General features: G+C 59.2%; 28 protein-coding genes and 1 tRNA gene. 12 read left to right on the plus strand and 17 right to left on the minus strand.

Annotation, left to right across the window (positions count from 1 at the left end; genetic code table 11):
• Nucleotides 1-144: 144 nt before the first annotated feature.
• Entirely contained in the window at nt 145-954 is an 810-nt protein-coding gene (locus NFG57_RS04600) for an enoyl-CoA hydratase/isomerase family protein (RefSeq protein WP_108131430.1), read from the plus strand.
• A gap of 411 nt (nt 955-1,365) precedes the next feature.
• A complete protein-coding gene (locus tag NFG57_RS04605) occupies nt 1,366-1,788 on the plus strand; it encodes a DUF3617 family protein (protein WP_108131431.1) in 423 nt (140 codons plus the stop codon).
• Between the two features lie 481 nt (nt 1,789-2,269).
• On the opposite strand, the gene NFG57_RS04610 is transcribed toward NFG57_RS04605, so the two are convergent.
• The 14 genes from NFG57_RS04610 to NFG57_RS04675 all read right to left on the minus strand — a co-directional run bounded on the left by NFG57_RS04610 (nt 2,270) and on the right by NFG57_RS04675 (nt 13,816).
• Nucleotides 2,270-2,836, minus strand: a complete 567-nt coding sequence (locus NFG57_RS04610; RefSeq protein WP_348815490.1) for a hypothetical protein — start codon at nt 2,834-2,836, stop codon at nt 2,270-2,272.
• Between the two features lie 91 nt (nt 2,837-2,927).
• Nucleotides 2,928-3,971, minus strand: coding sequence for a hypothetical protein (locus NFG57_RS04615; RefSeq protein WP_348815491.1), 1,044 nt, complete (start codon nt 3,969-3,971; stop codon nt 2,928-2,930).
• Nucleotides 3,972-4,061: 90 nt separating this feature from the next.
• Nucleotides 4,062-5,018 carry a hypothetical protein gene (locus NFG57_RS04620; protein ID WP_348815493.1) on the minus strand — a complete coding sequence of 319 codons (957 nt, stop codon included), beginning with the start codon at nt 5,016-5,018 and terminating at the stop codon, nt 4,062-4,064.
• Between the two features lie 118 nt (nt 5,019-5,136).
• The gene (locus NFG57_RS04625) at nt 5,137-5,637 is read right to left on the minus strand and encodes a hypothetical protein (protein ID WP_348815494.1); all 501 of its coding nucleotides are present in this window, start codon (nt 5,635-5,637) and stop codon (nt 5,137-5,139) included.
• 632 nt (nt 5,638-6,269) lie between these two features.
• On the minus strand, nt 6,270-7,136 hold the full coding sequence (locus tag NFG57_RS04630; RefSeq protein ID WP_348815495.1) for a hypothetical protein: 867 nt from the start codon (nt 7,134-7,136) through the stop codon (nt 6,270-6,272).
• A gap of 70 nt (nt 7,137-7,206) precedes the next feature.
• A complete protein-coding gene (locus NFG57_RS04635; protein WP_348815496.1) occupies nt 7,207-7,620 on the minus strand; it encodes a hypothetical protein in 414 nt (137 codons plus the stop codon).
• Nucleotides 7,617-9,395 carry a DUF927 domain-containing protein gene (locus tag NFG57_RS04640; RefSeq protein ID WP_348815497.1) on the minus strand — a complete coding sequence of 593 codons (1,779 nt, stop codon included), beginning with the start codon at nt 9,393-9,395 and terminating at the stop codon, nt 7,617-7,619. The genes NFG57_RS04635 and NFG57_RS04640 overlap by 4 nt, the downstream gene beginning before the upstream one ends.
• Complete coding sequence (locus NFG57_RS04645; protein ID WP_348815498.1) at nt 9,388-10,410, minus strand: toprim domain-containing protein; 1,023 nt, start codon at nt 10,408-10,410, stop codon at nt 9,388-9,390. Before NFG57_RS04645 ends, NFG57_RS04640 begins: the two co-directional genes overlap by 8 nt.
• On the minus strand, nt 10,403-10,702 hold the full coding sequence (locus NFG57_RS04650; protein WP_287162933.1) for a hypothetical protein: 300 nt from the start codon (nt 10,700-10,702) through the stop codon (nt 10,403-10,405). Before NFG57_RS04650 ends, NFG57_RS04645 begins: the two co-directional genes overlap by 8 nt.
• Nucleotides 10,695-10,868: a hypothetical protein gene (locus tag NFG57_RS04655; RefSeq protein WP_287162931.1), complete on the minus strand. Its 174-nt coding sequence runs from the start codon at nt 10,866-10,868 to the stop codon at nt 10,695-10,697. Before NFG57_RS04655 ends, NFG57_RS04650 begins: the two co-directional genes overlap by 8 nt.
• Nucleotides 10,869-11,311: 443 nt before the next feature.
• Nucleotides 11,312-11,533, minus strand: coding sequence for a hypothetical protein (locus NFG57_RS04660; RefSeq protein WP_222561226.1), 222 nt, complete (start codon nt 11,531-11,533; stop codon nt 11,312-11,314).
• Complete coding sequence (locus NFG57_RS04665; protein ID WP_348815500.1) at nt 11,530-11,823, minus strand: AlpA family transcriptional regulator; 294 nt, start codon at nt 11,821-11,823, stop codon at nt 11,530-11,532. The genes NFG57_RS04660 and NFG57_RS04665 overlap by 4 nt, the downstream gene beginning before the upstream one ends.
• A gap of 569 nt (nt 11,824-12,392) precedes the next feature.
• Nucleotides 12,393-13,574: an integrase arm-type DNA-binding domain-containing protein gene (locus NFG57_RS04670; RefSeq protein WP_348815501.1), complete on the minus strand. Its 1,182-nt coding sequence runs from the start codon at nt 13,572-13,574 to the stop codon at nt 12,393-12,395.
• Between the two features lie 165 nt (nt 13,575-13,739).
• A tRNA-Arg gene (locus NFG57_RS04675) sits at nt 13,740-13,816 on the minus strand.
• A 169-nt stretch (nt 13,817-13,985) separates the two neighbouring features.
• Here NFG57_RS04675 and NFG57_RS04680 point away from each other — a divergent pair.
• Together NFG57_RS04680 and NFG57_RS04685 are read left to right on the plus strand one after the other, a co-directional pair.
• On the plus strand, nt 13,986-14,936 hold the full coding sequence (locus tag NFG57_RS04680) for a methyltransferase domain-containing protein (protein ID WP_222515556.1): 951 nt from the start codon (nt 13,986-13,988) through the stop codon (nt 14,934-14,936).
• Complete coding sequence (locus NFG57_RS04685; RefSeq protein ID WP_222515555.1) at nt 14,933-15,925, plus strand: methyltransferase; 993 nt, start codon at nt 14,933-14,935, stop codon at nt 15,923-15,925. The genes NFG57_RS04680 and NFG57_RS04685 overlap by 4 nt, the downstream gene beginning before the upstream one ends.
• Here the strand turns inward: NFG57_RS04685 and greB are convergent.
• On the minus strand, nt 15,922-16,467 hold the full coding sequence (greB, locus tag NFG57_RS04690; RefSeq protein WP_222515554.1) for a transcription elongation factor GreB: 546 nt from the start codon (nt 16,465-16,467) through the stop codon (nt 15,922-15,924). The two genes, NFG57_RS04685 and greB, sit on opposite strands and share 4 nt — an antisense overlap.
• A gap of 352 nt (nt 16,468-16,819) precedes the next feature.
• On the opposite strand from greB, the gene NFG57_RS04695 reads away from it, so the two are divergent.
• From NFG57_RS04695 to NFG57_RS04725, 7 genes are all read left to right on the plus strand, one after another.
• On the plus strand, nt 16,820-17,518 hold the full coding sequence (locus tag NFG57_RS04695) for a hypothetical protein (protein ID WP_348815503.1): 699 nt from the start codon (nt 16,820-16,822) through the stop codon (nt 17,516-17,518).
• Between the two features lie 135 nt (nt 17,519-17,653).
• Nucleotides 17,654-18,280 carry an NUDIX domain-containing protein gene (locus tag NFG57_RS04700; protein WP_108131435.1) on the plus strand — a complete coding sequence of 209 codons (627 nt, stop codon included), beginning with the start codon at nt 17,654-17,656 and terminating at the stop codon, nt 18,278-18,280.
• 1 nt (nt 18,281) lies between these two features.
• Nucleotides 18,282-18,731, plus strand: a complete 450-nt coding sequence (locus tag NFG57_RS04705; protein WP_045994525.1) for a DUF1249 domain-containing protein — start codon at nt 18,282-18,284, stop codon at nt 18,729-18,731.
• A gap of 35 nt (nt 18,732-18,766) precedes the next feature.
• Nucleotides 18,767-19,504 (plus strand): metallophosphoesterase, encoded by a 738-nt coding sequence (locus tag NFG57_RS04710; RefSeq protein WP_348815506.1) that lies wholly within the window; start codon nt 18,767-18,769, stop codon nt 19,502-19,504.
• 112 nt (nt 19,505-19,616) lie between these two features.
• Nucleotides 19,617-20,573: a sulfate adenylyltransferase subunit CysD gene (cysD, locus tag NFG57_RS04715; RefSeq protein ID WP_348815508.1), complete on the plus strand. Its 957-nt coding sequence runs from the start codon at nt 19,617-19,619 to the stop codon at nt 20,571-20,573.
• 126 nt (nt 20,574-20,699) lie between these two features.
• Complete coding sequence (gene cysN / locus NFG57_RS04720) at nt 20,700-22,127, plus strand: sulfate adenylyltransferase subunit CysN (RefSeq protein WP_348815509.1); 1,428 nt, start codon at nt 20,700-20,702, stop codon at nt 22,125-22,127.
• Nucleotides 22,128-22,407: 280 nt separating this feature from the next.
• Nucleotides 22,408-22,653, plus strand: coding sequence for a Rho-binding antiterminator (locus NFG57_RS04725; protein WP_108131637.1), 246 nt, complete (start codon nt 22,408-22,410; stop codon nt 22,651-22,653).
• 117 nt (nt 22,654-22,770) lie between these two features.
• Here the strand turns inward: NFG57_RS04725 and cmoB are convergent, their stop codons facing one another.
• Nucleotides 22,771-23,775 (minus strand): tRNA 5-methoxyuridine(34)/uridine 5-oxyacetic acid(34) synthase CmoB, encoded by a 1,005-nt coding sequence (cmoB, locus tag NFG57_RS04730; RefSeq protein ID WP_348815510.1) that lies wholly within the window; start codon nt 23,773-23,775, stop codon nt 22,771-22,773.
• The gene (cmoA, locus tag NFG57_RS04735) at nt 23,772-24,509 is read right to left on the minus strand and encodes a carboxy-S-adenosyl-L-methionine synthase CmoA (protein WP_348815511.1); all 738 of its coding nucleotides are present in this window, start codon (nt 24,507-24,509) and stop codon (nt 23,772-23,774) included. Before cmoA ends, cmoB begins: the two co-directional genes overlap by 4 nt.
• Nucleotides 24,510-24,636: 127 nt before the next feature.
• Between cmoA and pgi the strand changes: the two genes are divergently transcribed.
• A complete protein-coding gene (pgi, locus tag NFG57_RS04740; RefSeq protein WP_222568123.1) occupies nt 24,637-26,304 on the plus strand; it encodes a glucose-6-phosphate isomerase in 1,668 nt (555 codons plus the stop codon).
• The last annotated feature ends 52 nt before the right edge of the window (nt 26,305-26,356 follow it).

Raw genomic sequence — 26,356 nt, forward strand, 5'->3', positions numbered from 1 at the left:
AAGTGCCTGAAAGGGCAAAAATTGGTCCCCATTATACGGATTTTGCGAATTCTGAAACCGGAAAGCGGCCATTCTGAAGCCATCTCGACTGGGCTAAGTTGGTCCGAGTGTCATCGAGCTGAATGGTAGCCACGGGAGGCCGGCGTGCAAGGCGCAGAATGGCTCGACCATCCGCAGTGCCAGGCCGGCGACGGATTCACGAATCTGTCCGAGGGGATTGTCATGCAGTACAGAAATTTCACCACCTTTAACGTATCGGTACGCCGAGGTGCCGCCTGGGTGACCTTCCTGGATGCCCCGCTGGACCCGAGTGGTGCCATCTTTCTCGACGAGATGAGCAAGCTGCTGGATCATCTCGAGCGCGATGCCAGAATCGATGCCATCGTCTTTCAGTCTCGGTTCCCTGAAGTGTTCTCGCGCCTGGCGGGATACAAGACATTGAAGGGTGCCTCATCCCCCCAGGTCGGCGATGACGACAGCAGAAAACGTGAGTTCAAGCGTCTTCTTGCGCGAATCGAAGACCTCCCGCAGACCACCATCGCCAAGGTGGAAGGCATGGCCCGGTATGGAGGCCACGAGCTCGTCATGGCGTGTGACGTACGCATTGCCGCAAGAGGCCTTGCGAGATTCGTGCCGATGGAGGTGGGCTTGACGGGGCTGCTGGCCCGTGGCGAGTCTTACGGGCACGAGAATCGTGTGGGTCCGGTCGGTGGACTGAGTTCCTTGCTGGGTAGCCGAGACTACGGAGCCGATCAGGCGGAATATCTTGGCACCATTCACCGTGCCCTGGACCCGGAAGATGTCGCCGCCTATGTCGATGATCTGGTGAGACGCCTGACGGGCCAGACCGGCGTGACAGATGAACGCAGAGACATCGACCCTGCGTCGACACCCCTGCACGATAGCCCAAGGGAAGATGCGCAGACGGATTACACAGGCTTCGCCCTGGCCTAGGGCTTGTCTGAAAAGTGCCTGCGCTCGGTAATACGGCGTTAAAAATCGGATCAAAATGCTCATTTACACCCCGTAAACTGCGCTTTCTCACCGATTTTTGCCTTGTCTAACCTTCGCTCATCGACTTTTCGGACAGCGCCTAGTCGAGAGAAATGACGCGCGACCTGACGCACAGTGCAGCGCGCGACATGACAGACGGTATGACAAGCCCGGTGTGAACCTCCCGGGCCGGCAGGACCATGGCTTCCCGCGTGCGAGCGTGCCGACATCGACAGCACGATCCTTGATGTAACGTTCTGTTGTTTAATTGCTTTCTTTTGGATGTTTTTCCGTTTTGCCGGTCATTGGTGAGATAGGCTGGGGGCGCCGATACCTCGGCGACTTTTCACCAAAAAAAGACGGGAAGGATCCATGTCACGACACCTCTTGCTTGCCTCTCTGCTGATCGCGGTATCCACCAGCGCCATGGCCAGCGACCTCAAGCCTGGACAATGGGAAATTATCCAAAGCATGTCGGGCGACCAGATGCCTGAGCAGATGACTCAGGAGACGACCGAGACGCAGTGCATGACCGCGGAAGAATCCAGTGACATGATCGCCACGTTGCGCGAGGACTGGACATCGTCTGGTTGCGAAGACATCAAGATCAGACGCGATGGCGATACCATCGATGCCCAGGCAACCTGTCCCGCCGGCGCTCGCACGACCACCTTCGATGCCAGTATCACGATGCACAGTGACGAGCACTTCAATAGCATGATCGAGATGGACAACGGCCAGCAGGTCACCATCGAGCAGGAAGGTCACTGGGTCGGCGAGAACTGCGAAAGCTAAGCCTCAGGCGAAACCAGGCCCTGCCCCGCATCGTGTAGACGAAAGCCCGCCACTCTGGTGGGCTTTTTTGGCATCAGGGGGCGATCCAGAGATGCTGTTTTCTACCAACATCAAGCCGCTGGCCATCTTGTGATGCGCGTGATGGCCGAGTGTGGGGCGGCCAAGCCACCCAGCAGCCAACAAGTCCCAAGGGGAGCAGAAACGAGAAGTAATGAAGAAAGCAGAGCAGACATGGCGCCCTCTGCAGGATTCTATTATTTGCAGTAAAGCATTGATTTATAATTATTTTTTAGGAATAGAAAAATGTCTTTATACCAGTGGCTATACCGACGACCTTTCAATAGGCAGCTTTGTACCAACGCTTTCGCAGAAAGGGGTGCGTCCCTATATAGGCTCTCGGCCAGAAGCGAAAATTGAGATTTTTCTGATATAACGCATGCAGCGGGGACGCGACGTGAGGAGCGACCCTTGCCTGCACTGGTTATGTTCTCTGTTCATATTCACGGCGAGCCTGTTGAAATCGATTCGCCAACGAGCCTGGATCCGCTAAGGATTCTAGACGACTGCCAACATGTTTAGCGAAATCCTCCACAACATCCATGTTGTTATCACTGGGATACCCCGGCTTTGCGAGTTCCTCCCGAAGAGCGCTGAAGGTTTTAACAGACAAAAGCGATTCTTTGTCTTTGTCGGTTACCTTAGCCTCTAAAGTATGAGCCAGTTGATTCCTGACCTTATTCAAGCGCCGAATCCCAGCAGCTAGTTCTTGGATCTCGGGGGAGTAATTTTCTATAAGCGCCAATTTTTGCGAAAAACTGAGGCGTGCTTTATCCAAGTCCCCCAAAGCCGGATTAAATGCAATCAGACATTCAGTAATAAAGTGCTCGACGAAAAGATGCGCACGAAGAATACGGCCAATAGCCCCTACATCCTGATCCCATTTATTGCTAATCCGAGCAAGCTTTTGATCCATCTCGTCACTGAGATTTTGCTTTCCTCCAGAGAGTTCAATCACTCGTTTGGCAAGCTCGCTATGATCAATATTCAAGCATCCCCCTTAGAGCATAAGACTACCAGAATGACAGCTTTATAGAGTAGGCGAAGCCGCAACGGAAAATTTGTCACTGTACTTGGCATTGTTAAACACTGTATCCATAGTTGCTAATACCAACATTGTTCAATAACTTTCTGCGAGGCTCACCAACACTCTCAGATATTTTTCTTATGTATATAGCTAGTGCTTTTACCTCACCATCATCATTGTAGCCTGGCCAGAAGAAAGGTACGTTTTGGTTGCTCAGGCTTTCTATAAATGTTATGTGCGTCAAGGCTAGGAAAATTCGCGGGAAGTTTGCTGGATTATTAAATTCATTTTTCAGCATGTGTATAATGATATGCCTATTTAATCCGACCACTCCTTGCCTATTGCTTTTGTATAAGACATGAGAAAAAAACATACGAAATGCATTTATTACATCTGCCTGAGGGCAGATGTGAGTAAAAAAATCGATTTCTACCGCGGTGTTATATCCTTTTCCTGGGTGCCAAATATATTGGTTGGTTCGGCGCCGCCCCCAATTGAGGCATAGTTCTTTTAAACCTTTTTCAAATTCTTGAGAGCTAACATTTTGCGAGCTCATTCCAAGAACTGAATTTTGTATATTCCTCAATCCTGCTTCAAAAACTGGGATAAGTGACATTATTGCTACATGATCCATGCCCATGTAATAGGCTTCAATGGCTTCAAAAATTATAGTTTTATATTCTTTAAAACTATTGCTTGCAGAAAAATATCTTTGAAAATAAGTGATTGCTATCTCTATGGAAAAATTCCTGTGCAACCATTGGTCTGATCCCTTTAATGGGTTTTTTGATTGGTTTATTTCATGGATCTCTTTAGATATAGTCCCTTCACCAATATAAAGAGGAACCGGAATGGCTAATTCAATCATTTTTTCTTGAAGAGCAGTGACACGCCCCCACCTTTTGTTGTAATAATCAATGCTTCGCTCAGTTACAAAGCAAGTACCTTCATTCGTAGTTATTTCAAACCCAGGTTTCCCCAGATTTATGGGCGCGACTTTAACAGTGGTGTTCTCTTGTTTGAGAAATATTGCATGAATTTGCTCTTCCGTTACCTTTGGTAAACGACAAATTTTTTTCAATGTTTTTTGATAAATCATAGCTAATTAATCTTGCCGTTTTAATAATCGCAGTTGCGGCTGTGTTGGTGCGCGATGCAAAGCCAGTCCAGCAATATGGGATTGTCAAATTTAGTCTATTCTGAACTGAGCGTTCCATTGTCTTGCTCTAATGCTCGTCTCTTTAAGGTTTATCTCTGGATACTTCTGAATGATAAATTCAGTAAAGTTACAGAAGATGGTTCGAAACTCTTGGTATAGAACGAGCAATTTATCATATAGATTGCTTTCGTCTTGGCTTCTGAATCGGTCCATTGGCATTGGGAATATCAAACGGTTTGAATTGCCATGGTAGTTATATGTAAAACGACCTGCGCAGATAATCTCATACCACTTATCAAGCCAAGAGTTGAGCTTTAGCCTCAGCACTTCATCATGGATGTAAAAACAAGGATTTTCCCTTATTGCATTGAAGGTGTCGGACTCGCAAAGAAAATCAGCATCTACATATTTTGGAGCCATTTCTATCGCATAATTAATTCTCTCCACATCAATATACTCTAATAGTCCCTTAAGAGTTTCGATATCTCGTGCCCTTAAATCTAATGAAACAGGCTGAGTCTGCTCAGTTTCTGGAAAAAACTGAGGGTAGTAGTACTTAAGAGTGTTTACGTCTCTTTTGAGATCTTTAATAATATCCATCCAGAAAAGTATACCAACGGAGAATTTTCCTTCTTGAGCTCTCGTCACCGACAACATGCGAACATATTGTTGTAGTTTTACATCGGTAGGCGATGTGGTGGCGATATATAAGGCGAAAATGGTTGGCTGAAAACCCTCTGCTTTATGTATCTCTTCATTTATTATAGATTCGTTTATTGAGTTAGTGGTCAATTTACATTGAATTCCAACTAAACGTGCAAGATCATCTGTTCCATATATATCTATCCCATCTTGCTTTTGCCCCTGGCGTCCATGCATGGTTAGGTCACTTGTTCGCCATCTCAATTCCAAGGAGCTTTTTACAATACTCTCAAACTCTTCCCAGCCGCTTGGTTCCGGAAAATTCATACTTTCTAGAGTAGGCAACTTTTGCTCCTCTTTTTTAGTGATTAAATTTACACAGAAGTTTAATGTGCCCTAGCACACATATCTTTGTGGTGAAAGCGAAGCAAAAACGAAAAAGTTTGTACGGTGATTCGCCCTGTTAGGAGTTTGCATATTTACTCGCATACTTAATTATGGCTTCATCGAGTCGTTGGCGGCAACCTTGAACGTGAGACCCTACTTTCGATAAAGCGTCTGGATTTTTATGCGCCGCCTGAGTCCCGGCATCATGTTCAATATGGAACTCATGGTTTTCAATGAGCATTATTTGAAACCTGACCAAAGCGTTCAAATATTCTTCACAAACACCGTGAAGCTTTGGAAAGTAGATGTGGGATAAGACCATAGCTTTCCTAGCCTCCGCGGGCTGAGCGCTTCTAAGAGCACGCAGGGAAGACGCATTCATTTGCTCGTTTAGCCAATCTTGGCTTTCCGTAACGAGATACGCCAACTCCTCATATTTATTTCTAAGAAAAACACGGCGATTGTGCTTCTTCTCCAAAAAGTCACGAACCAATATTATGACCTGGGAGAAGAGTGCTCCTGCTATCGCAGCGCTTGCGGAAATTACAGCTATTAGTATTTTTGTCTCGTGTTCCATTTCTTTTGCCTAGCAACTATATTAGATTGCGTTTTCGATATTCCACTTTAACGCTGACGTGCATAAATTAGTGTGTATATTACACACCAGTCCATCTGTAGCTAACTAAAACTTCAGGAAAGTATAGGCAGGAAATATAGCGCCAATCATCCTGAATGCAGAAAAACTGGTGAACGTGCCTACTGTCTTTAACAGAACGTCAGCACTGGGTTGTAAGCCGACTTCGGACTGTTCAAGCCTTTCTAAGATCACACTGTTGCGAACTTGACATAAATTTTCCCAATACGCCACTGACGCTCCTCCAACGCGTCGCATCCTCAGCATAAATTCGCATGATTCCGCATGAGCTCTGGTGAACCTCTATCACTGGCAGAGCTCAGCAGTGGTGCGTGTTGGCGGGCAGCGCATGAATGCATTAAAACCGACAGGTTTAGCGCGCAGGCGGGGAGGGGTGTCGACAGCGCGCCAGGGTGGCGGACGGGGGAGGTGGGGGATGGTGGCAACTGGGCGCTGGTGAGCCAGGACAGCTGGTTACTCAAGGATGCCCAGGGCAGCGCTTTTGATAGGGCCCGAAACGGATCAACCCCGCCGTATGGCGGGGTTGATGGGTAGGGAGCTTGTAGTAACTGCCCTTAGGCTGAAACTCTTGCCAGAGCGGCCTCCAGCTCCTTCAGTCGTCTTACGGTCGCCATGCTGTTTTGGATGGCCTCTCTCGGTATTTCACAGCTCAGCGCTGGGATCACTGCTTGATGCTCATCGCAGTCATTCGGTAGCGGTAGCAGCTTGAGGAAAAGAGCACCGATAGCGGCCAACTGTCTCTTCTCAATGTCATGGTTGACCTGCTGGTTCTCTTCTTGGGTGAGCTGGCTGAGGAATCCTCGCCCGAGCCTCTTACTGGTATCGACGCCGAAGTGGGCCATGTACAGCGGGTCGTTGCAGGTCTCGATTGCGACGTGTTCGAACATTGGCTCAAGGCAATCGCGCACTGCTTGTGCTTGTTCTGCGGTCGCTAGCTCCTGCATGTTCTGTAACAGCGCGCTGTAGGCATGCACTTCCTTGGCTGCTTGAGCCGCTGACTCATATGTCTGACGAGCGAGTGCGGTTAGCAGTTGCAGCTGTTCGACCTTGGGCTCAAGCAGGCGAATCATGTCCTCGTGTTGCTCTGCCTGCACACGTGACTCCGCTTGTTGCTTTTGGTGCTCGAGGACGCTTTTGCTTTGCTTGCCATGGCTCGACATGAAGTCCTGCTTCCATGCCTTCTCGGCAGCCTTGCTCCGCTCTAGAAGAGCCCGATGCGTCTTGCGTAACTTCTCCAGGGTCTCGTTGGCGTTTGCAAGCTCGTCTCGCTTTTCGCGGTAGTCAGTGATGGCCTGGTCTAGACGTGCTGATGCCTTTTCCTGGCTGAGTGCCTTGACGCTCACCGGGACTGGAAATTGCTTGACGGACGAGAGTAGATCAACCGGATCCGCGAGGTGTTGCTGTTGATCTGTAGTTGTCATGGAGTCGTCGTCCTGAGTAGCTGAGGTACAGGTGCGTTGCGCTTGTCTCGTGGTCATCGTGTGTTCTCGATCAGTGGTTGCCGGCGTAGGAGGAAACTGAAAGTGGGGTGCCCTGGCACAGGACTGACGATTCGCCTGCCAGAGCGGGAGCATGGCCACCAAACGGCGCATAATTGCGAATACCTATTGATTGCATTTCTCCCTCCTTATATTCCTCTGTCTGGTTTTGAAAATTGGTGGCAACGTGGCAACAGAGGTAAAACGCTTTATTTTCAATGGATTGAAAATGGCAACCTGTAGCCGGTGTTTTTGAATCGGCAACAGAAATAGGGGGAGGTATTGGTATAGAAAGAGATGTGTTGCCGTTGTTGCCACCTCTCTTATCTATAGGCAACGCCTGTAAGCCGCATGGTTGCTGGGTTGTTGCCCCGTTGCCGGTGTTGCCATGAAAATCAGGTTCCTGTGAAGAATTGCCTTGGCTCATGCGCTACTCCTTTCCGTATCGAGTCTGTCGGGGTCAACCACGAAAAAGCGGGTACTTCCTCCTCCTGGCAGGCGATAGTTTTTCTGCCGCCGCCCCGCGTCGGTCTTGGCCAGCACACCGTAGGTTTCCAGTGTGCGAATGATGCGTTCGCGCCCATAGCCGTTGGAGGCCTCGACCAACGAAGCGCGGTTGAACAGATAGAACCGCTTTCGGTCCTCGATCTCGTAGTAGCCTGCGCGCTGTCGGACATTCGGGTTGGGCAACTCTGCCGATATGTCGGAGAAGCGGCTGTCGCCGTGCAGGGCGATAAAGTCCGCGATGGCCGTGAGAATCTGACGATCCTCGGCATTTCCATCCCCCACACTGGCTAGCCACTTCTGAAAGAGTTGCCGGCAGGCATGGGCGGCAGTCTGCACCGGCCAGGGCAATAGCCCATAGGTAATGGCCAGTTCGCCTGCTAGACCGATGATGGCAAAGCGGTCAGCGACGCGGCCGGCCTGTGGGCTGCTCGCCTCGAAAAGTTCTCGGATCTCGGTGAAGCGGTGATAGACCTGCTCTTGGTCCTTCTCCTGCACCAGCCGCTCGACAAATGCTGGTCCGACATGCCCGAAGTGCTGATAAGCCGCGGTGGTAAGGCGACGATGAAAGACAGCTCCGGTCATGTCATGAACGTTGTCGAAGGCGCGGTAGGTCCGAGTGCCCGCATTGACATCCACCATGCGTAGTTCGGCGCCGGCATGGGCGGTATTGCCCGAGATGGCGGCATGCTCAGAAAGCGAGCGTTCTCCGCTGGACAGGGCCAGCACACGCCAGTAGAGCTTGGGCCGTCCTTCGCGCTCGCGAGTCATGGTGCCCTTGCCGGTTCCGTTGGCGATGGCATAGGCCATCTCCTGTACCCGTTTGGGGTCGGCTCGCTTGATCTCGTCCAGGATCAATACCGTATCGTTGCGCGACGCGGCCTCGATCTCGATGCCGCCCTTGGACATATCCCAGGACGCGGCGAACACACCAGGGTTGCCCCAGACCGACGCGGCCATGGCTTGGGCCAGCGACTTGCCGCTCGAGGAATCACCGACCAGGTGAACACCACCACCATTGACGCCCACTTTGGCCAATAGAGGTCCTGCTAGTGCACAGCAGACCGACAGGATCAGGACCGGATTGCCCTGACAATAGTGCGCCAGTTCGGTCTGCCAGCCGGTCAGCGTGCCTCGTTCGGTAAACAACAGCGCACCCTTGCCGCTGTCCTGATAGCGAACGTCTGCGCTGCCGATGATGCGACTAGGTAGAACGAAGGCACCGCTGGCGTCATGCCAGCCTGGTCGAGTGGTGGTGGCCAATACCCGCTCCAGGCCATAGTGGCTGGCGATGTAGGCAGGAACGTAGCGACGATGGGTGTAGTCGATCTCCAGACCCTGACGCATCAGTGCTTTCAGGACCTCCTCACCTTTACCGGCAAGCGCCTCCATCGGCATGACGTGCTCCACCTCCTTGCGGCGGTACTTGAAGCGCAATAGTCGTCCGACGCTGCTGTCATCACTGTTGATGGTCTCAGCGTCAACATGCAGTGGGGCGCAGATCCACAAGTCGAAGGGCTGGCCAGCCTCGTCACCGTGGGAATGCTTGATGCCATGGAACCAGGTGCCGGCACGAAACACCTTGCCACCGACACTTACCGGGCCGTCATAGACTGCATAGGATGGGCGCTCCAGACGCTCAATCTGCGGCGCGGCCGGTTGACCGACCAGGCGCAGTGGGGACTGGCTCTCAGTCATGGCCACCCCCTGCGTCACGCCGTTGTACCTGATACCAACGGTAGAGGTCGTTGAAGTCGGTCAGGTTATCCGGGCAGTCGTCCGGCCATTCGGGGTAGAGCACCAGTGCCCCGACTGCAAGAGCTGCGTCATTGGCGGCCTGGCGGCCCGGGTTGCCTGAGGTCTGGCGATCATCGTCCCCCGCTATTACCAGATCAAGGGAGCCGTTCAGAACGGTACGCATGGATTTTGCCACCGCCAGTAAGTTGCCGGCATGCATGGCACAGACGACGGGATCTCCCGTTAGGTGATGCAGGGTTGCACCCGTAGCCCATCCCTCACCGATGAACAGTCGGCCACCAGGAACTGGCCTGCCGAGCAGCGCATAGGCGCCCTGGACCTGGCCACCCTTGAGAAACCGCTTGGTGCCGTCGGGCAGGATGCGTTGGAGATTGACGATCTCGCCACCGGCATACAGGGGGATGAGCAGAGAACCACGACGGCACTGTCGTAGATCGAAGGCCGGGACCTGGCGACTGGCAAGGTAGGGATGATGAGGGCTGGCTGGGAGTGCTCTTTCCCATGCCGACTTGGCGCGTCCTATCGCTTCCTGACGAGCAAGCGCCCTTGCGGTGTCCTGTGCTTCTCGTCGTTGTCGCTGACTATCGGCCACGTTGTGCTGGTGGTGCGTCAAGGTCTTGTCAGGAATGCCGGCTTGTCCGTGCCAGCGAAAGACACCCAATCCGAGACGACGGTCGATGGCCATGGCCGCGTCCACCTGGCGGCAACCGTTCAGGTAGCTGTAAAGGGAAACCAGATCTCCTCCATGAGCGCTCCGGTCGGCAAAGTCATTCCACTTGCCGGTGGCTAGGGAAACACCAAAGGAGCCGCACGAGCGATCACCGCGTGTCATGTTTCGGGCGACCCATTCGCTCCCCTGGCGGCTGCCATCCGGCAGCCACTCGCTGGTTAGGGTCTCGGCATAGGCCAAAGCGGCTTCTGCCACTTGCTGGATCTTGACGATGACTTCAGACATGGCCACCCCCTGCACGGCGGGGGGACTTCTTCATTGCCTGTCGGCGTGCTGCCACCAAAAGGTCTGACGCATCGGCCAGCAAAATCCGGGATACACCGGCGAGGTTGGCAATGTCGGTGACTTCCAGGGCCCCGTGGCGACCATCGAGCGAGCTCAGTGTGAACATCAGATCCTTAACGGCATCCAGGCGTTGCTCTGCTGAGTCGTAAAGGGTTTCGGGATCGGATGAAGGGTCAATTAGAAGGCATTCGGTCTCTGTCAGACACAGCCCATTCTCGAGGTGCTTAGCCATGGTGCACCTCCAGTGCCTCGAGGCGGCGGGCCTGCTGCATGTGGTGGTTGTAGCGCTGGAGTCGTGTGCGGGTGCTTGAGTTTGAGAAGAGCGCCGCACGGGCCATGGCGCGATGGGCGCAGGCCTTTGCAGACGGATTGCGGGTAGGGAACAGGCGAGATGCCATAGGGTGACTCCTGTATCTGTGGAGTCGTCCCCGGCTGCGGCCAAGCAGCGGATGGGGGCGACTGTACGCGGGTTGGCCGACCGGAGATACAGGAACCCGGCACACCCGAAGGTGTCCCACGCACAGCCGCCATAACATGCTGCGGGCACAAAAAAAGCGCCTGCTAGCAGAGGGGCGCTTGTGCGCCTGTATTCTTTCGACCGGCCAAGGTCGACCACTGAATTTGCAGTGGTGACCGCATCATAGCCAGCCTTTCCATACATGTGCAAGTGATTGCCCGTGCTGCAGGCGAGATTTGTGGTATCGTTAGTCATGAGCTATGTCTCTTGAACCCTTGCCGCGTGGCCGCGCAGCAAGGGTTTTCTGTTTTTCGGGCGCAAAGGCCCCCATACCCACTCGGCTTGCGCCGAGCAGCATCGTTCTTGCTGTTGAGTTAGGAAGTGCTAGCAGTCGGTCTGGATGACCGGGCTATCAGCGCCAAGTTGGTCGAGCGAAGATGAGACCGTGGCAAAGCTCCGCGTCACCTTCACCAATCCGCTTTGGGCGAATCGTTGTGTCGAACAATGGTTGGTCGAGGCATTGTCCAGTGCCTCCTTGATCGCCGGAATATCGCCCTCAGTGAAAGCCAGGGATTTGCCGTTCAAGGAGATGACATAGTGGCTCATGCGGATACCTCCAGTTGGTGGTTGAAGCCTTGGGCTTGGCCTAGGCTCAGATTGCGCTCCTGGATGCGCGCGGCGATCCAGGCGTCAACCTCTTCCTCGAGCCAAGCGACACTTTTGTCTCCGATAGGGACTGGCGCAGGGAAAGTGCCATTGCTAATTCCCGCATAGATGGCGGATCGACTCTTTCCGGTTTTGAGCTCAACATCTCGCCGTCGTAGAAGGCGATTGCCGAGGTGAAGGTGCTCCACCGGAGTAAACCGCGATGTGGATTCCGTAGATCGAACGGTCATACCGCATTCCTCTTGCAAGCTGCTATTTGGTAGTCGGACGGTGCCGTTTTGTCATGCTGGGTGCAGGGTAGGACTGTCGTGGAAAACGTCTCGGTCCGTACCTGCTGCCCAGGACATACTCAGCTTGCAGAGATCTTGAGAGGAAAACGACAAGCACGCGGTGTGAGAGACCCTTCCCACACCCAAAAGTCCGAAAAAAAGTGGCTTGATACTATTGACAGGCGTTCGATAGTGAATTTTGCAAGGTGTTCGGGATAGCGGACATGAGCTTTCAACAGGTTTGTCTTCAACTATCGGCGTTGGAGCTTTGGTGTTACTCCGGTTCAGAAAGGCAAAGCTAGATAACTTTCGCGTATTGAGGCGGGACATTTTCGTTCCTGTAGCGACTGCTGGTGGTGTGACTTGCGGGCACGCTGCCCGAGGTCGCTATCAGGTTGAGGTGAAAATGCAAGGGGCGCCATGAGGGGGCGTTGTACCGGCCACCCGGTACAACAGGGGATCGCTCTGGAGCATGTAAGAAGACGCGTTAGGCGTCGAGCAAGGATACAAGCAACATCGCAGTACCAGGGTTATTTAGGGAAACACTGATCTGCCCACGCCTGCATCATGGCTGGGCGCTGCTCGGGGGCCATGTGTTCCGCGTGTGTATAGACGCCCTCGATGCCGGGAAGCTTGTGCGAGAGCTGAACTTCGATCCACTCCCTGGGATAGCCCATCTCCTTCAGGCCGGTGGCCACGACGTGGCGGGTCCCATGGGGTACATGTCGACCCTCGAACCCCATGCGTTTGAGCGCCATGCCGAAGGCGGCATCCGAGATAGGCTTGCGAGGATCATTGCGTCCAGGGAACAACAACACGTAGCTCCCCGTCATAGCAATGAGTTCTTCCAGGATATCAAGAGCCTGCGTCGGTAGTGGAACCTGATGCGCTCTGCCCATCTTCATCCGCTCGGCGGGGATCTTCCAGATGCCGGCATCGAGGTCGAATTCCTTCCACCTGGCCTGACGCAGCTCTCCAGGTCGCACCGCTGTCAAAAGCAGCAGCTTGAGCCCGATTCGAACCAATGGGCTCTTGTCGTACCCCTTGATCGCCTCTACGAGTTCTGGCAGCTCGGATTGCTCGATGTGATGAAAATGCCGGCGCTGCTGCCTCTCCAGGGCGGCGCCAAGGTCAGAGAGGGGATTGTACGAGGCGCGCCCAGTGATGATGGCGAAGCGATAGATGTCTCGGCAGAACGAGTGGAGTTTGCGACGCTGCTCGAACTTGCCAGCCGTCTCTAGGCGACGCAAGACTTCCAGCCACTCAAGTGGCTTGATGCTATCGATGGCCAAGTCACCGACGAAAGGGAAGATATGGCTCTCCAGGGCACTCCAGCTCTGAGGGGCACGCTTAGACGTGGCTTTCCAGCGCTTGACCATGGTGGCGTGCCATTCACCGGCCAGCGCCCTGAAGGTGTTCTCGGAGGCGTATCGCAGCTCCCTCTTTTCCTGTTTGCGCTGCTCCACCGGATCAATCCCTTTGTCCAGCAAACGTCTTGCATCGGTGCGCTTCTCACGGGCTTCGGCAAGGCTGACTTCGGGGTAGCTGCCCAGGCTCATCATGTTGCGTTTACCGTTTGGGCGGGTATAGCGGAGTCGCCAGCCTTTACGGCCTTTGGGGGATATCCTGAGTTCGAGTCCCAAGCCGTCAGATAGCGTCACTTCCTTGCTGCCTGGCTTGGTTGTCTCGATTTTTCTGATGGTTAGCGGCATGGTGGTATAGCGAGCATCTTCGAACAGGGGGATATACCATGTTCTATACCACTGTGGTGCCGGATTGGGAAGGACGTGTCAGGAAGGGGTGGGAAGAAAAATAGCTGAATTTCAGGGGTTTTTTAGAGGTTTTTGGAATCGTGAGGAACGCTCGGGACCCTGAAATGGCGCCCTCTGCAGGATTCGAACCTGCGACCTGCCGCTTAGGAGGCGGCTGCTCTATCCTGCTGAGCTAAGAGGGCGTTGGGGCGGCATTATAAGCGGCTGACTCGCCAAGATAAACCCGCAGTTGGCAGGGAAGGTGGCTGGGACGGTGGCTAGGCAGGTGATGAGGGCGGGTGTCAGCGCTGGCCTGGCTCGGTAGAATGCGCGCCACGGCTCTTTGTTATCCACACCTGTCTGGCGTTTTCGATGTCTCAACACCCCACGAGTGGCGCTGCTGTCACTCCCGCTGCTGGTTCTGTCGCTGCTTCTGATGCTGCCGCTTCTGTTGCTGGTCATGCGTCTGGCGGTACGCCGCTGTCTGTCCATGGTGATCGTCACTTCGATGGACTGGCAGACAAGTTCTCGGCGTCGCTCTACGGGCACCTGCGCGGCGAGCTGCGCCTGTCGTTGCTGGACCGTCTGCTGCCGGAGATGCTCGATCTCGAAGGCCAGCCGGTGCTGGACGTGGGCGCGGGGCTCGGTCAGCAGGCCCAGTGGTTTCTCGAGCGCGGGCATGCGGTGACGCTGGCCGAGCCCGCCGGCGAAATGCTCGACCGGGCCCGGGAGGCGATCGACGCCCAGGGTGTCGAGGCGTCCCGGGTCCGCTATCTGACGTCGCCGCTGCAGGACCTGGCGGGCGAGGCCCCTGGGCCCTGGCCGCTGGTGGTGTGCCACGCGGTGCTTGAGTGGCTGGGCGACCCCAGGGCGGCCATCGATCGCCTGGCCGCGCTGATGCCGCCGGGGGCTCAACTGTCTCTGATGGTGTTCAACCGCGACGCCCTGCGGCTGTCCAACGTTGTAAAGGGCAACCTGGACAAGGCGCTGGAGGATCGGCTCGAGGGCAAGGGACAGCGCCAGCGGCTGACACCGATCTCGCCGCTGACCCATGACCAGGTGATGGCCTGGACCGAAGAAGCCGGGCTTCGTTGCGAGGGCGTGGCGGGGATCAGGGTGTTCCACGACTACCTGCGCCGCCCACCCCAGGACGACAAGGAACTCGACAAGCTGGTGGCGCTGGAGCACGCCTACTGCCGCCTGGACCCCCACTGGCGGCTGGGCCGCTATCTTCTCTATACCTTCCGCCGTCCGGCCGACCCCGAGGGGCGTCCATCGCCGCGCGACGGCGGCGCTGCCACCCGTGAGGAGACCACGCCATGAGTGCCGAAACCCCGGTGTGCCAACTGCTCGAGCTTCAGGACGCCGACTATCGCGGCTGGTGGTGGGTGGCGCCGCCTCGGGATAGCTGGCTCGAGCAGGGCGAAGGGACCCTGATCAGCGCCGATGTGTCGGTGCGTGCTGCCTGGCAGGCCCAGGGGCGCCCGGCGCTGTCGCCGTTCTCGCCCGAGGCGTCGCCGCCGCCCGGTGTGGTGCTGTTCTGGCCCAAGTCCCACGCCCTGGGGGAGTGGTGGCTGTTGTGGCTGTGTCAGGTATTGCCCGAGGGCACGCCGATGCAGCTGGTGGGCGAGCACCAGGGTGGCATCAAGCGGGTACTCAAGGTGCTGGCGGCCCTGGGCATGGGCTGTCGCAAGCTCGACAGCGCCCGGCGCTGCTCGCTGTTCGCGACCCGCTCGGCGCCCCAGCCCCTCGACCCTGAAGCGGTGTGGACGCGCTTCGAGGCCGCCGGCCTGACGCTGGCAAGCCACCCGGGCGTCTTCGGACACGGAAAGTTCGACGAGGGCACGGGGCTACTGATCGAGCAGCTAGAGACCGCCTTGCCCCGGAGCCAGGTGCTCGACATGGGCTGCGGTGACGGCATCCTGGCGGCCTGGATGGCACAGCAGGGGCATGATGTCACCGCGGTGGACGTCAGCGCCTTTGCGGTGGAAGCGACCCGGCGCTCGCTAGCGGCCAATGGGCTCAACGGCGAGGCGCTGGAAAGCGACGTCTACTCGGCGCTGGCGGGTCGTCGCTTCGACGCCATCGTCTCGAATCCGCCGTTTCATCAGGAGCGCTCCATCGACTACGGTCCGGCGGCCCGTCTGATTCAGGAGGCGCCCCAGCACCTGACGCCAGGCGGGCAATTGATCCTGGTGGCCAACGCCTTCCTGCCCTACGCAGATCCCCTGGAGAAGGCCTTCGGCGGCTTCGAGATTCTGGCCGACAATGGCCGCTTTCGGGTCTACCGTGCCCGCCTCGCCAGGGGCTAGGTGTTCTGACCCGGCGTACGATAGTGGATATCGGTGATCAGCCAGGTGGTCTCCCCGCCGGGGGCGGCCACCGTCACTTCGTCGTCCAGCGACTTGCCCAGCAGCGCCTTGGCCAGCGGCGCGTCGACGCTGATCCAGCGCTTGCTGGTGTCGGTCTCGTCGTGGCCGACAATGCGCACTGACATCTCTTCGCCGTCTTCCTCCTCCAGGGTGACGAAGGCGCCGAAGAACACCCGATCGGTGTCGGCCGGCAGGCGGTCCACCACCTGCAACTCATCCAGGCGTTTGGTCAGGTAGCGAATGCGACCGATGACCCGGTTGAGTTCCTTCTTGTTGTAGGTGTAGTCGGCGTTCTCGCTGCGGTCGCCAAGGGCCGCCGCCTCGCCCACCTTGGCCGATAGCTGCGGTCGCTTGACCCGGCTCAGGTGGTCGAGAATACCCCTCAGGCGCTCGGCACCTTCCAGGGTGATCAGGTTGCTCTTGGGTTCCTGACGGGGATCCTTCGCCGGGTCACGCCAGCGAGTCATGTTGCGGCCTTTCATGGCGATCCTCGGTGAGTCGTTGAATCAGACAAGGTCCACGAGGGTGCCGCGACTTGGGTCAGGTCGCAAGCGCTTTGGGTGGTGGGGGAAAGGTCAGGGGAGCGATGCAGTGAGCGGTCGACGAAGAATGCGACTGGCGAATAAATCAAACGTTCGTTACATTTCGGGGAGGGCGCCAGAACGCATGTGGCTTTCCGTATCGGGTCACAACGCCAGAGTCAGTGCTCGGCTGCGCTTGGCGTGATTGCTCGGCCTGATGGCTTGGCCTGACCGCTCGGCCTGATCGCTCGGCCGCCCACCATGACCACCCAGCATCAGGGTGCATCACAATAACAGTATCCGGAGCCGCCAAATGTCACGAACCCTGTTTTCCGCCTCGCCTGATGTTCCATCTACCGCGTTGCGTCGACGCCCGCGTCGGCTCTTAGCCTCGACGGCGCTGACGCTTGTCACCCTGTCCGCCTGCCTCGCCAGCGGCGTGGCGCTGGCCTGGCAGGGTGAGCTCGACCAGCTCAAGAATCGCTGGGAAAGCGTCACCACCTCGAGCGCCTTGTCGGCCCAGGAGGCCCCGTTGACGGCGCTGGCCGCCGAGGCCCACGAACTGAGCTCGGCCAATCCCAACGTCAGCGAGCTGCTGGTGTGGGAGGGCATCATCGAGGCGTCCCTGGCCAAGGCCAAGGGTGGGCTCGGCGCGCTGGACAACGCCAAGGCCGCGCGGCGGGCGCTGGAGCGGGCCATCGCACTCGACGCCAATGGCCTCGATGGCTCGGCCTACGTGACCCTGGGGGCGCTGTATGACCGTGCTCCGGGCTGGCCAGTGGCCTTCGGTGATGACGACAAGGCCGAGGAAATGTTCAAGCGCGCGCTGACGATTCGCCCTGGCGGTATCGACGTCAACTACTACTATGCCGCCTACCTGGCCGACGAAGGACGCGATGCCGAGGCCCGCCAGCACGCCGAGAAGGCCATCGCCGGTGCGGTTCGCGCCGGACGCGAAGCCTCTGATGAGGCGCTCAAGGCCGAGGCGCGCGCCCTGCTCAACGAGCTCTGATCAGGCGCTCAACGAGCTCTGACCCGCGCCGATTTCCCTGTCGTTTCCCGCCTTGACAGGAGGCCCCACCTGGACTCGCCTTGTGGGGCCCCTGACCGATCCGGATAATGGGCCGATCTGTCTGCGGAGGTCCCCATGCCGGAAACGAGCAACATCGATGCCCCCTTTACCGCCCAAGACGTCGAACTGGTGTCACGCGATTGCCTGCACCAGGGCTTCTTTCGTCTGGACAAGCTGACCTTCCGCCATCGCAAGTTCGAAGGTGGCTGGAGCGAGGCGGTGGTGCGCGAGGTGCATAGCCGGCACGACGCCGTGGGCGTCATGCTCTATGACCCCGAGCGCGACAGCGTGGTGCTGGTGGAGCAGATCCGTGCCGGCGCAATGGAAGACGCCCACACCCCGTGGAAGCTCGAGTGTGTGGCCGGACTGGTCGACAAGGACGAGTCTGCCGAGGAAGTGGCCCGTCGTGAGGCCCTCGAGGAGGCCGGTTGCGAGGTCGGGGACCTCATCTTGCTGCATAGCTACTATCCTAGTCCGGGTGCCTGCGACGAACGTGTGACGCTTTTCTGCGGTCTCGTCGATACCAGCGGACTGGGTGGGGTGCATGGCCTGGACGAAGAGCACGAGGATATCCGCGTCCATGTGTTGCCATTTCATCGTGCCTGGGAACTTCTCAATCAAGGGAGACTCGATAACGCCATGTGCCTGATCGGCTTTTACTGGCTGGCCGCCGAACGGGCGTCGTTGAGAGCAAGGAGGTAGCGTGACCCAACGCAGCGCCTACGTCACCGATCTGCGCACCCTGCAGAGCGAGTGCACGGCCAACTACATCCGCCTGACGCGCCTGCTGGGCGAGCTGGAAGAGGGCGAAAGTCGCGAGGTCGAACTGCTCAACGGCGAGCGTCGACTCGGTGCCCTGCGCCTGCATGTCGAAGAGCTGGCGCCCTATACCAGCATCATTCGCGTCAGCCAGGAGGGTATCCTCGACGGCGTCATCGACAGCCCGCGCATGCGCGTGCACTTGTATCACGACGTGCGCATGGCCGAGGTCACCGACTTTCAGCGCCGGCGCCACTTCGATGGCCGCTACCGCTATCCCAACGCGCATATGCACCAGCCCGACGAGAAGCTGCAGATCAATCGCTTCCTCGGCGAATGGCTCGATCACGGGCTGGCCCACGGCCACTCGCTGGATCTGCCGCAGTTGCCCTGAGCCGGTTCGCCGTTGCCGCCCGTCGAGAGATCTCCATGCGCCTGATCCAGATTAGTGATTGCCACCTGTACGCCGACCCGATGGCGCGCTCGCGCCGAGGCCTGCCCGCTCATCAGCTGGAGGCGGTGGTCAAGGCGGTGGACGCCGACCGCCCGGACCTGGTGCTGGTCACCGGTGACATCAGTCAGGATGAGTCCGAGGCCGCCTACCGGCTCGCCATCGAGCGATTGAGCGAGCTCGACTGTCCCTGGTTCTGGATTCCCGGCAACCACGACGACGTGGCGTTGATGGCCGCCGAGCGGGACATCCTGCCCGAGGTCGAGGCCGGCCACTGGCGGCTTCTGCAGCTCGACACCCAGCTTGTTGGCGAGGCCACCGGGCAGCTCGGAGAAGAGGCTCTGGCCGCGCTCGGCGCGCGTCTGGCCGAGGACGACCGGCCGACCCTGATCGCCATGCACCATCCGCCGCTGGCGGTGGGCAGCGCCTGGATCGACGCCCTGGGCCTGGTAGATGCCGACGGCTTCTGGGAGGTGCTGGACGGCTATCCCCAGGTGAAAATGGTGCTGTGCGGTCATGTGCATCAGGCCTTCCATGGCGTGATGTCTCTGGCCCATGGACGGGTCGACGTCTACGCCTGTCCCTCCACCTCTGATCAGTTCCTGCCCGGCAGTGAGGACTTCGCCGTGGACGAGGCGTCGCGCCCCGGCTACCGGGTGGTGGAGTTGAAACGAGAGGGAGAGTGGCAGACTTGGGTAGAGCGCGTCGATATCTAGGAGCCTTACGCTTGGTTCTAAAAAGATAGTTATTAATTCTTTTACGTTATTACTCGCCCCGCAGTATCCTCGCTGACATCTCCACTTTTCCCGTCATGCGAGGTGTCCGGCCATGACCAGCCTTACCGCACCAGCCCGTGAGCGCGCCGCCCAGGCGTCGCTCACGCCGAAGCGACTGACCCACCTCAAGCAGCTCGAGGCGGAGTCCATCCATATCATCCGTGAAGTGGCCGCCGAGTTCTCGAACCCGGTGATGCTCTACTCCATCGGCAAGGACTCCTCGGTGATGCTTCACCTGGCGCGCAAGGCCTTCCATCCTGGCCCGCCGCCGTTCCCGCTGATGCACGTGGACACCACCTGGAAGTTCCGCGAGATGATCGCCTTCCGCGACCGCATGGCCAAGGAAGCGGGCATGGAGCTGATCGTCCACACCAACGAGGAAGGGCGTGCCGCCGGCATCAACCCCTTCGACCACGGCTCCAGCGGCTATACCGACGTGATGAAGACCCAGGCCCTCAAGCAGGCGCTGGACCAGTACGGCTTCGACGCCGCCTTCGGTGGCGCCCGCCGCGACGAAGAGGCCAGCCGTGCCAAGGAGCGGGTGTTCTCCTTCCGCGACCGTCACCACCGCTGGGACCCCAAGAACCAGCGTCCGGAATTGTGGAATCTGTACAACGCCCGCATCAACAAGGGCGAGTCGATCCGTGCCTTCCCGCTGTCCAACTGGACCGAGCTGGATATCTGGCAGTACATCTACCTCGAGAACATCGACATCGTGCCGCTTTACTTCTCCGCCCCGCGCCCGGTGGTGGAACGCGACGGCATGCAGATCATGGTCGATGACGAGCGCCTGCCCCTGGCCGAGGGCGAAGAGCCCGAGCAGAAGTGGGTGCGCTTCCGCACCCTGGGCTGCTATCCGCTGACCGGTGCGGTGGAGTCGAAGGCCCAGACCCTGCCGGAGATCATCCAGGAGATGCTGCTGACCCGTACCAGCGAGCGCTCCGGCCGTGCCATCGATCATGACCAGGCCGGTTCCATGGAGAAGAAGAAGCGCGAAGGCTACTTCTGACGCCGGCACCGACCGCACGCAGCCACGCGCCTTGCTCCGGCCGACAGTGATCGGGAGCGAGGACGCAGATGACAGATCAAGGGCCCGGCGTCCAGCACGACGTCGGGTCACCATCAGGGGTACAGCATGTCTCACCAGTCCAGTCTGATTGCTGACAACATCGAGCAGTATCTGCACGAGCACGAAAACAAGGACCTGTTGCGGTTCATCACCTGCGGCAGCGTCGATGACGGCAAGTCGACCCTGATCGGTCGCCTGCTGCACGATTCCAAGATGATCTTCGACGACCAGCTGGCGGCCATCACCCAGGCCTCCAAGACCAAGGGCACCACCGGCGAAGAGGTGGATCTGGCGCTGCTGGTCGACGGCCTGCAGTCGGAGCGCGAGCAGGGCATCACCATCGATGTGGCCTATCGCTTCTTCTCCACCGACAAGCGCAAGTTCATCATCGCCGACACCCCGGGGCACGAGCAGTACACCCGCAACATGGCCACCGGTGCCTCTACCGCCGGCCTCGCGGTGATCCTGATCGACGCCCGTTACGGCGTGCAGACCCAGACCCGTCGCCACAGCTTCATCGCCGACCTGCTGGGCATCCAGCATCTGGTCATCGCGGTCAACAAGATGGACCTGGTCGACTACTCCCAGGCGCGTTTCGACGAGATCGTCGCCGACTACCGCGCCTTCGCCGAGCAGCTCGACGCCAGCGACATCCACTTCGTGCCGCTGTCGGCGCTCAAGGGTGACAACGTGGTCGATCGCGGCGAGCGCCTCGACTGGTACCAGGGCCCGGCGCTGCTGGAGCTCCTGGAGACCGTGGAGGTCAGCCGCGACCAGAACCTGAGCGATCTGCGCTTCCCGGTGCAGTACGTCAATCGCCCCAATCTCGACTTCCGTGGCTACGCCGGCACCCTCGAGGCAGGCATCCTGCGCCCCGGCCAGGCGGTTAAGGCGCTGCCGTCCAACAAGCTCAGCCGGGTCGAGCGTATCGTCACCTTCGAAGGCGATCTTGACGACGCCTACCCGGGCCAGGCCATCACCGTGACCCTGGAAGACGAGATCGATATCTCGCGTGGCGACTGGCTGGTGGCGGCGGACGCGGACATCACCCTGTCCAATGCCTTCGACGCCGACATCGTGTGGATGCACGACGACGCCCTCGAACCTGGGCGTCAGTACGATATCCGCATGGCCGGGCGTGCCGTGGCAGGCCACGTCGACGCCATCCACTATCAGGTCGACGTCAACAGCCTGGAGCGTCATGGCGCCGAGCGACTCGAGCTCAACGCCATCGCCCGCTGCCGGGTGGCGCTGACCGCCGAGGTGCCCATCGATGACTACGCGCGGGTGCCTGGCACCGGCAGCTTTATCGTCATCGACCGGCTGACCAACGTCACCGTGGGCGCCGGCATGATTCGCGGTGCGGCCAGTGTCGAAGGCGGCGCTACCGAGCAGGTCGACTGGGCCGGCTTCGAGCTGGAACTCAACGCCCTGGTGCGCAAGTACTTCCCCCACTGGGAGGCCAAGGACGTGCGCGAGCTGCTCAAGCGCTGACGTCCGCGACCGGCTTCACCATCGTTGGTTCGCTGCAACAGCGGCCCCTGCGCTACGGCGCAGGGGCCGCTGTCAGATGAGCACTGAAAGAGCATAGTAATAGCCGCTTCTCAGTGGCCTGGTTGAACCAGAATGCTAGTGCTTTTCGATGGGTTTAACTCCAACTGCGCAGCCAGATGGTGGCGGGCTGGTGCCTGGGCTAGACCAAAGGCAGGATGCGTCGCGTGTGACGTCATGACGACGTCTTCCATTCCCCCACGGAAGCAGGGAGGGCACGAACATGGTGGCCTGCCATCTCTATGACAATATCGAAATTGCCTGCCTGTACCATTTTCCGGTCAAGCTGTCGCTGCGAGACGGTGACGAGAAGCACGGCGAGGCACTGGATACCGCCTTCAACGAGGATCGCGAGGAGTGTCTGTCGCTGAAGACAGAGCGCGGCGAGCGCATGGTAGTGCTCGACGACATTACCCGCATGGAAGTGCTGGTCGACAACCCCCATTTCATGGTGCTGGACTTCGTCTGACGCGGATCCGCCACTGACACAGCCCCTGACACCGCCCCTGACGACGACGCCCCGCTGACTGGATCAGCGGGGCGTCGCGTCTTATGCGGGCAGGGGGGGGCAGGGGGGGGCACGGGATCAGGCTGGGCGCGTCGCGATCACGACGGCCCGACGCGGAGCCGGGTGTCCCTCGCGGGTCAGGTGGGGGCGCTCAGGGTCCAGGAAGTCACCCAGCGACTGAAAGGTCATCCAGTCGGTGGAGCGCTGCTCCTCCAGGCTGGTGGGGGCTTCATCCACCACCCGAACGTCGCAAAAGCCGACCTTCTCGAGCCAGCCCACCAGGGCGCGCGACGACGGCAGGAAGTAGACATTGGGCATCGCCGCGTAGCGATCGCCCGGCACCAGCACTCGGGTCTCGTCGCCTTCCACCACCAGCGTCTCGAGCACCAGTTCGCCGCCCCGACGCAGGGCGTCGCGTAGCTGCATCAGGTGGTCGAGGGGGGAAGGGCGGTGGTAGAGCACGCCCATGGAGAACACGCTGTCGAAGAAGCCCAGGCCCTGGGGCACATCGTCGATGCCCACCGGCAGGAAGTGGGTACGCCCGCCGTCGGCATCGCCGACGAAGTGCTTGACCGCCTGGAACTGCCAGTAGAAGCGCGGTGAGGGATCGACCACCAGTACGAAGTCGGCGCCGGCGCCGGCCATGCGCCAGGCGTGATAGCCGTTGCCGCCACCCACGTCGAGCACCCGTCGACCGCGCAGCGGCGACAGGTGCGGCGCCAGCCGCTGCCACTTCCAGTCCGAACGCCACTCGGTATCGATCGCGATGCCTGCCAGCCGGTACGGGCCCTTGCGCCACGGCATCAGCGCGCGCAGCAGGTTCTCGCTCTGGCGACGACGACTGTCATCGAGCTCCAGCTCGACCGTGACCTCGTCGCGATCGAGCTGGACCTGGCGCTTGTCGGGCAGCGCCGGCAGCTTGGCCACCGCCTTCTCCCAGGCCGGTAGGTCGCCGTGACGCTGGCGGTCGAGGCCACGGGCGAACTGCTCAGGCAGGCGGGCAAGCCAGTCGCCCATGCCGGCGTGGCGGAAGGATTGCTCGAGAAAGGCGCGGTACACATCGCGCTGATGCTCGGGAATCATTTGAAAGCCACCATGGAGGCGAAGTTCAGATACTGAAACCAGGTCAGCGAGCGCGCAAAGCCTACCCGCGCCAGGCGCTGGTGGTGCTGTTCCAGGGTGTCGGGTACCAGCACGTTCTCAAGCGCGTTGCGCTTCTGGCTAATCTCCAGGTCGCTGTAGCCATTGGCGCGCTTGAAGTCGTGATAGCGCTCCACCAGCCAGGCATTGTCCTGTTCGTCACCGGCCTTGATCTTCTCCGACAGGATCAACACACCGCCGGGCTCCAGCGCCTGGTAGAGCTTCTCGAGTACGCCGTCGCGGTCTTCCCGGGCCAGAAACTGCAGCGTGAAGTTGAGCACGATCATGCCGCTGGGACGGTAGTCGAGGTGGCGGATGTCGCCTTCGATCACCTCGATGGCGTGGTCGGGGCACTCGTGCTCGAGGGTCTGGCGGGCGCGCTCGACCATGGCCGGGGACAGGTCGACCCCGGTCAGGCTGAAGGCGTCCCTGGGCAGCTGGCCGGCCAGCGCCAGGCCCACGGCGCCAAGCGAGCAGCCAAGGTCATAGACATGGGCGCCGTGGCGCAGGTGGCGCTCGGCGATCACCCCCAGCATGCCGAGGATCTGGCCGTAGCCGGGGACCGATCGGCGAATCATGTCGGGGAAGCAGGCGACGACCCGCTCGTCGAACGAAAAGCGCGCCACCTTGTCCAGGGGTGTGGAAAAGATGGCGTCACGGTAAGATGCGTCACTCATGGATTGCCAGTGTTGTCGGGCTCGGGGGGAGTGATTGTACGCGCCCCGCGGTCAGGCTGCACGATGAGGCTTGCCGTCGCCGTTCGGCCCAGCTTTGCCCACCAGACAGGGCCCAAGGAGAGGAATCATGCCATCGATCGATCAAACGCCGGCCTGGCAGGCGTTGAAGCAGAAGGCACAGGAAGTCGGCAAGCGCCACCTGTGCGACATGTTTCGCGAGGATGCCGGGCGATTTGCCACCTTCAGCCACGAGGCTGCGGGGCTGAAACTCGACCTGTCCAAGCAGCGCTGGGACCAGCAGACCCTCGAGGATCTGCTGGCGCTGGCCGACGAGGCCGGCGTGCCCGACGCCATCCGTCGGCTGCTGGCCGGTGAGCGGGTCAACGTCAGTGAGGACCGCCCTGCGCTGCATACCGCGCTGCGTCTGCCGCAGGATGCGTCGCTGGTGGTCGAAGGCGAGGATCTGGTGCCGGCGGTGCACGCCACCCTGGACAAGATGGCGACCATGGTCGAGCGCTTCCATTCCGGCCAGTGGCGCGGCGCCACCGGCAAGCCGATCCGCGACGTGGTCAATCTGGGGGTCGGGGGCTCCGACCTGGGGCCGCTGATGGTGACCCACGCCCTGGCCGACTATCGCCCGGCGGATACCCATCCGGTCGAGGTCCACTTCGCCTCGACCATGGACGGCTCCCAGCTGGTCGACTACCTGATGCGCTTCGACCCCGAGACCACGTTGTTCGTGCTGTCGTCGAAGTCCTTCACCACCATCGATACCCTGTCAAACGCCAACACCGCGCGGGACTGGCTGCTGTCCCGGCTGGTCGAGGCGCGCCAGGAGGGCGTGGATCGCGAGCTGGTGCTGCGCCAGCACTTCATCGGTGTCTCGGCAAGCCCGGACAAGATGGCCGAGTGGGGCATCGCCTGCGACCACCAGCTCGAGTTCTGGGAGTGGGTCGGCGGGCGCTACTCGCTGTGGGGCGGCATCGGCCTGCCCATCGCCCTGGTCATCGGCATGGACGGCTTCCGCGACTTCCTGGCCGGCGCCCACGCCATGGACGTGCACTTCCAGAAGGCGCCGCTCGAGGACAATCTGCCGGTGCTGCTGGCGCTGGCCGGTATCTGGAACAACAACTTCCTGGATATCCGCGCCCACTCGATCCTGCCCTACGACGGACGCCTGGAATACTTCGCTGCCTACCTCGAACAGCTCGAGATGGAGTCCAACGGCAAGTCGGTGACCAACGACGGCGATATCGTCGACTACTCCACCTGTCCGGTGCTGTGGGGCCAGCTCGGGCCCAACGCCCAGCACGCCTTCTACCAGTTGCTGCACCAGGGCACCCAGGCGGTGGAGTGCGACTTTATCGCGCCGCTGGCCCGCTACGATGACGTCGAGGATCCGGCCACCCGCGAGCACCTGATGGGCCAGCACCGGCTGACGCTGGCCAACTGCTTCGCCCAGTCCCGCGTATTGATGCTCGGCGACGACGCCATCGCCGATGACGGTCCGAGGCCCGAGCACAAGCGCTATCGTGGCAACCAGCCCTCGACCACCCTGCTGCTGGAGCGGTTGACCCCGCAGACCTTGGGCGCGTTGATCGCCCTCTACGAGCACAAGGTGTTCGTCCAGGCCACCATCTGGGGCATCAATCCCTTCGACCAGTGGGGCGTTGAACTGGGCAAGAAGATCGCCAACGAGACCCGTGACATCATCGAGGGGCGCCAGGACCTGGAGGCGATGGATGACTCCACCCGCGGGCTGATCGAGGCCACCTGGCAAGCCGCGCGGGACTGATGGCCGTTGGCATGAGTGATGGCGATAGCGATAGCGACAGCGACAGCGCCCC

This window comes from Halomonas sp. H10-59, from assembly GCF_040070555.1.
Lineage (GTDB): Bacteria > Pseudomonadota > Gammaproteobacteria > Pseudomonadales > Halomonadaceae > Halomonas > Halomonas litopenaei.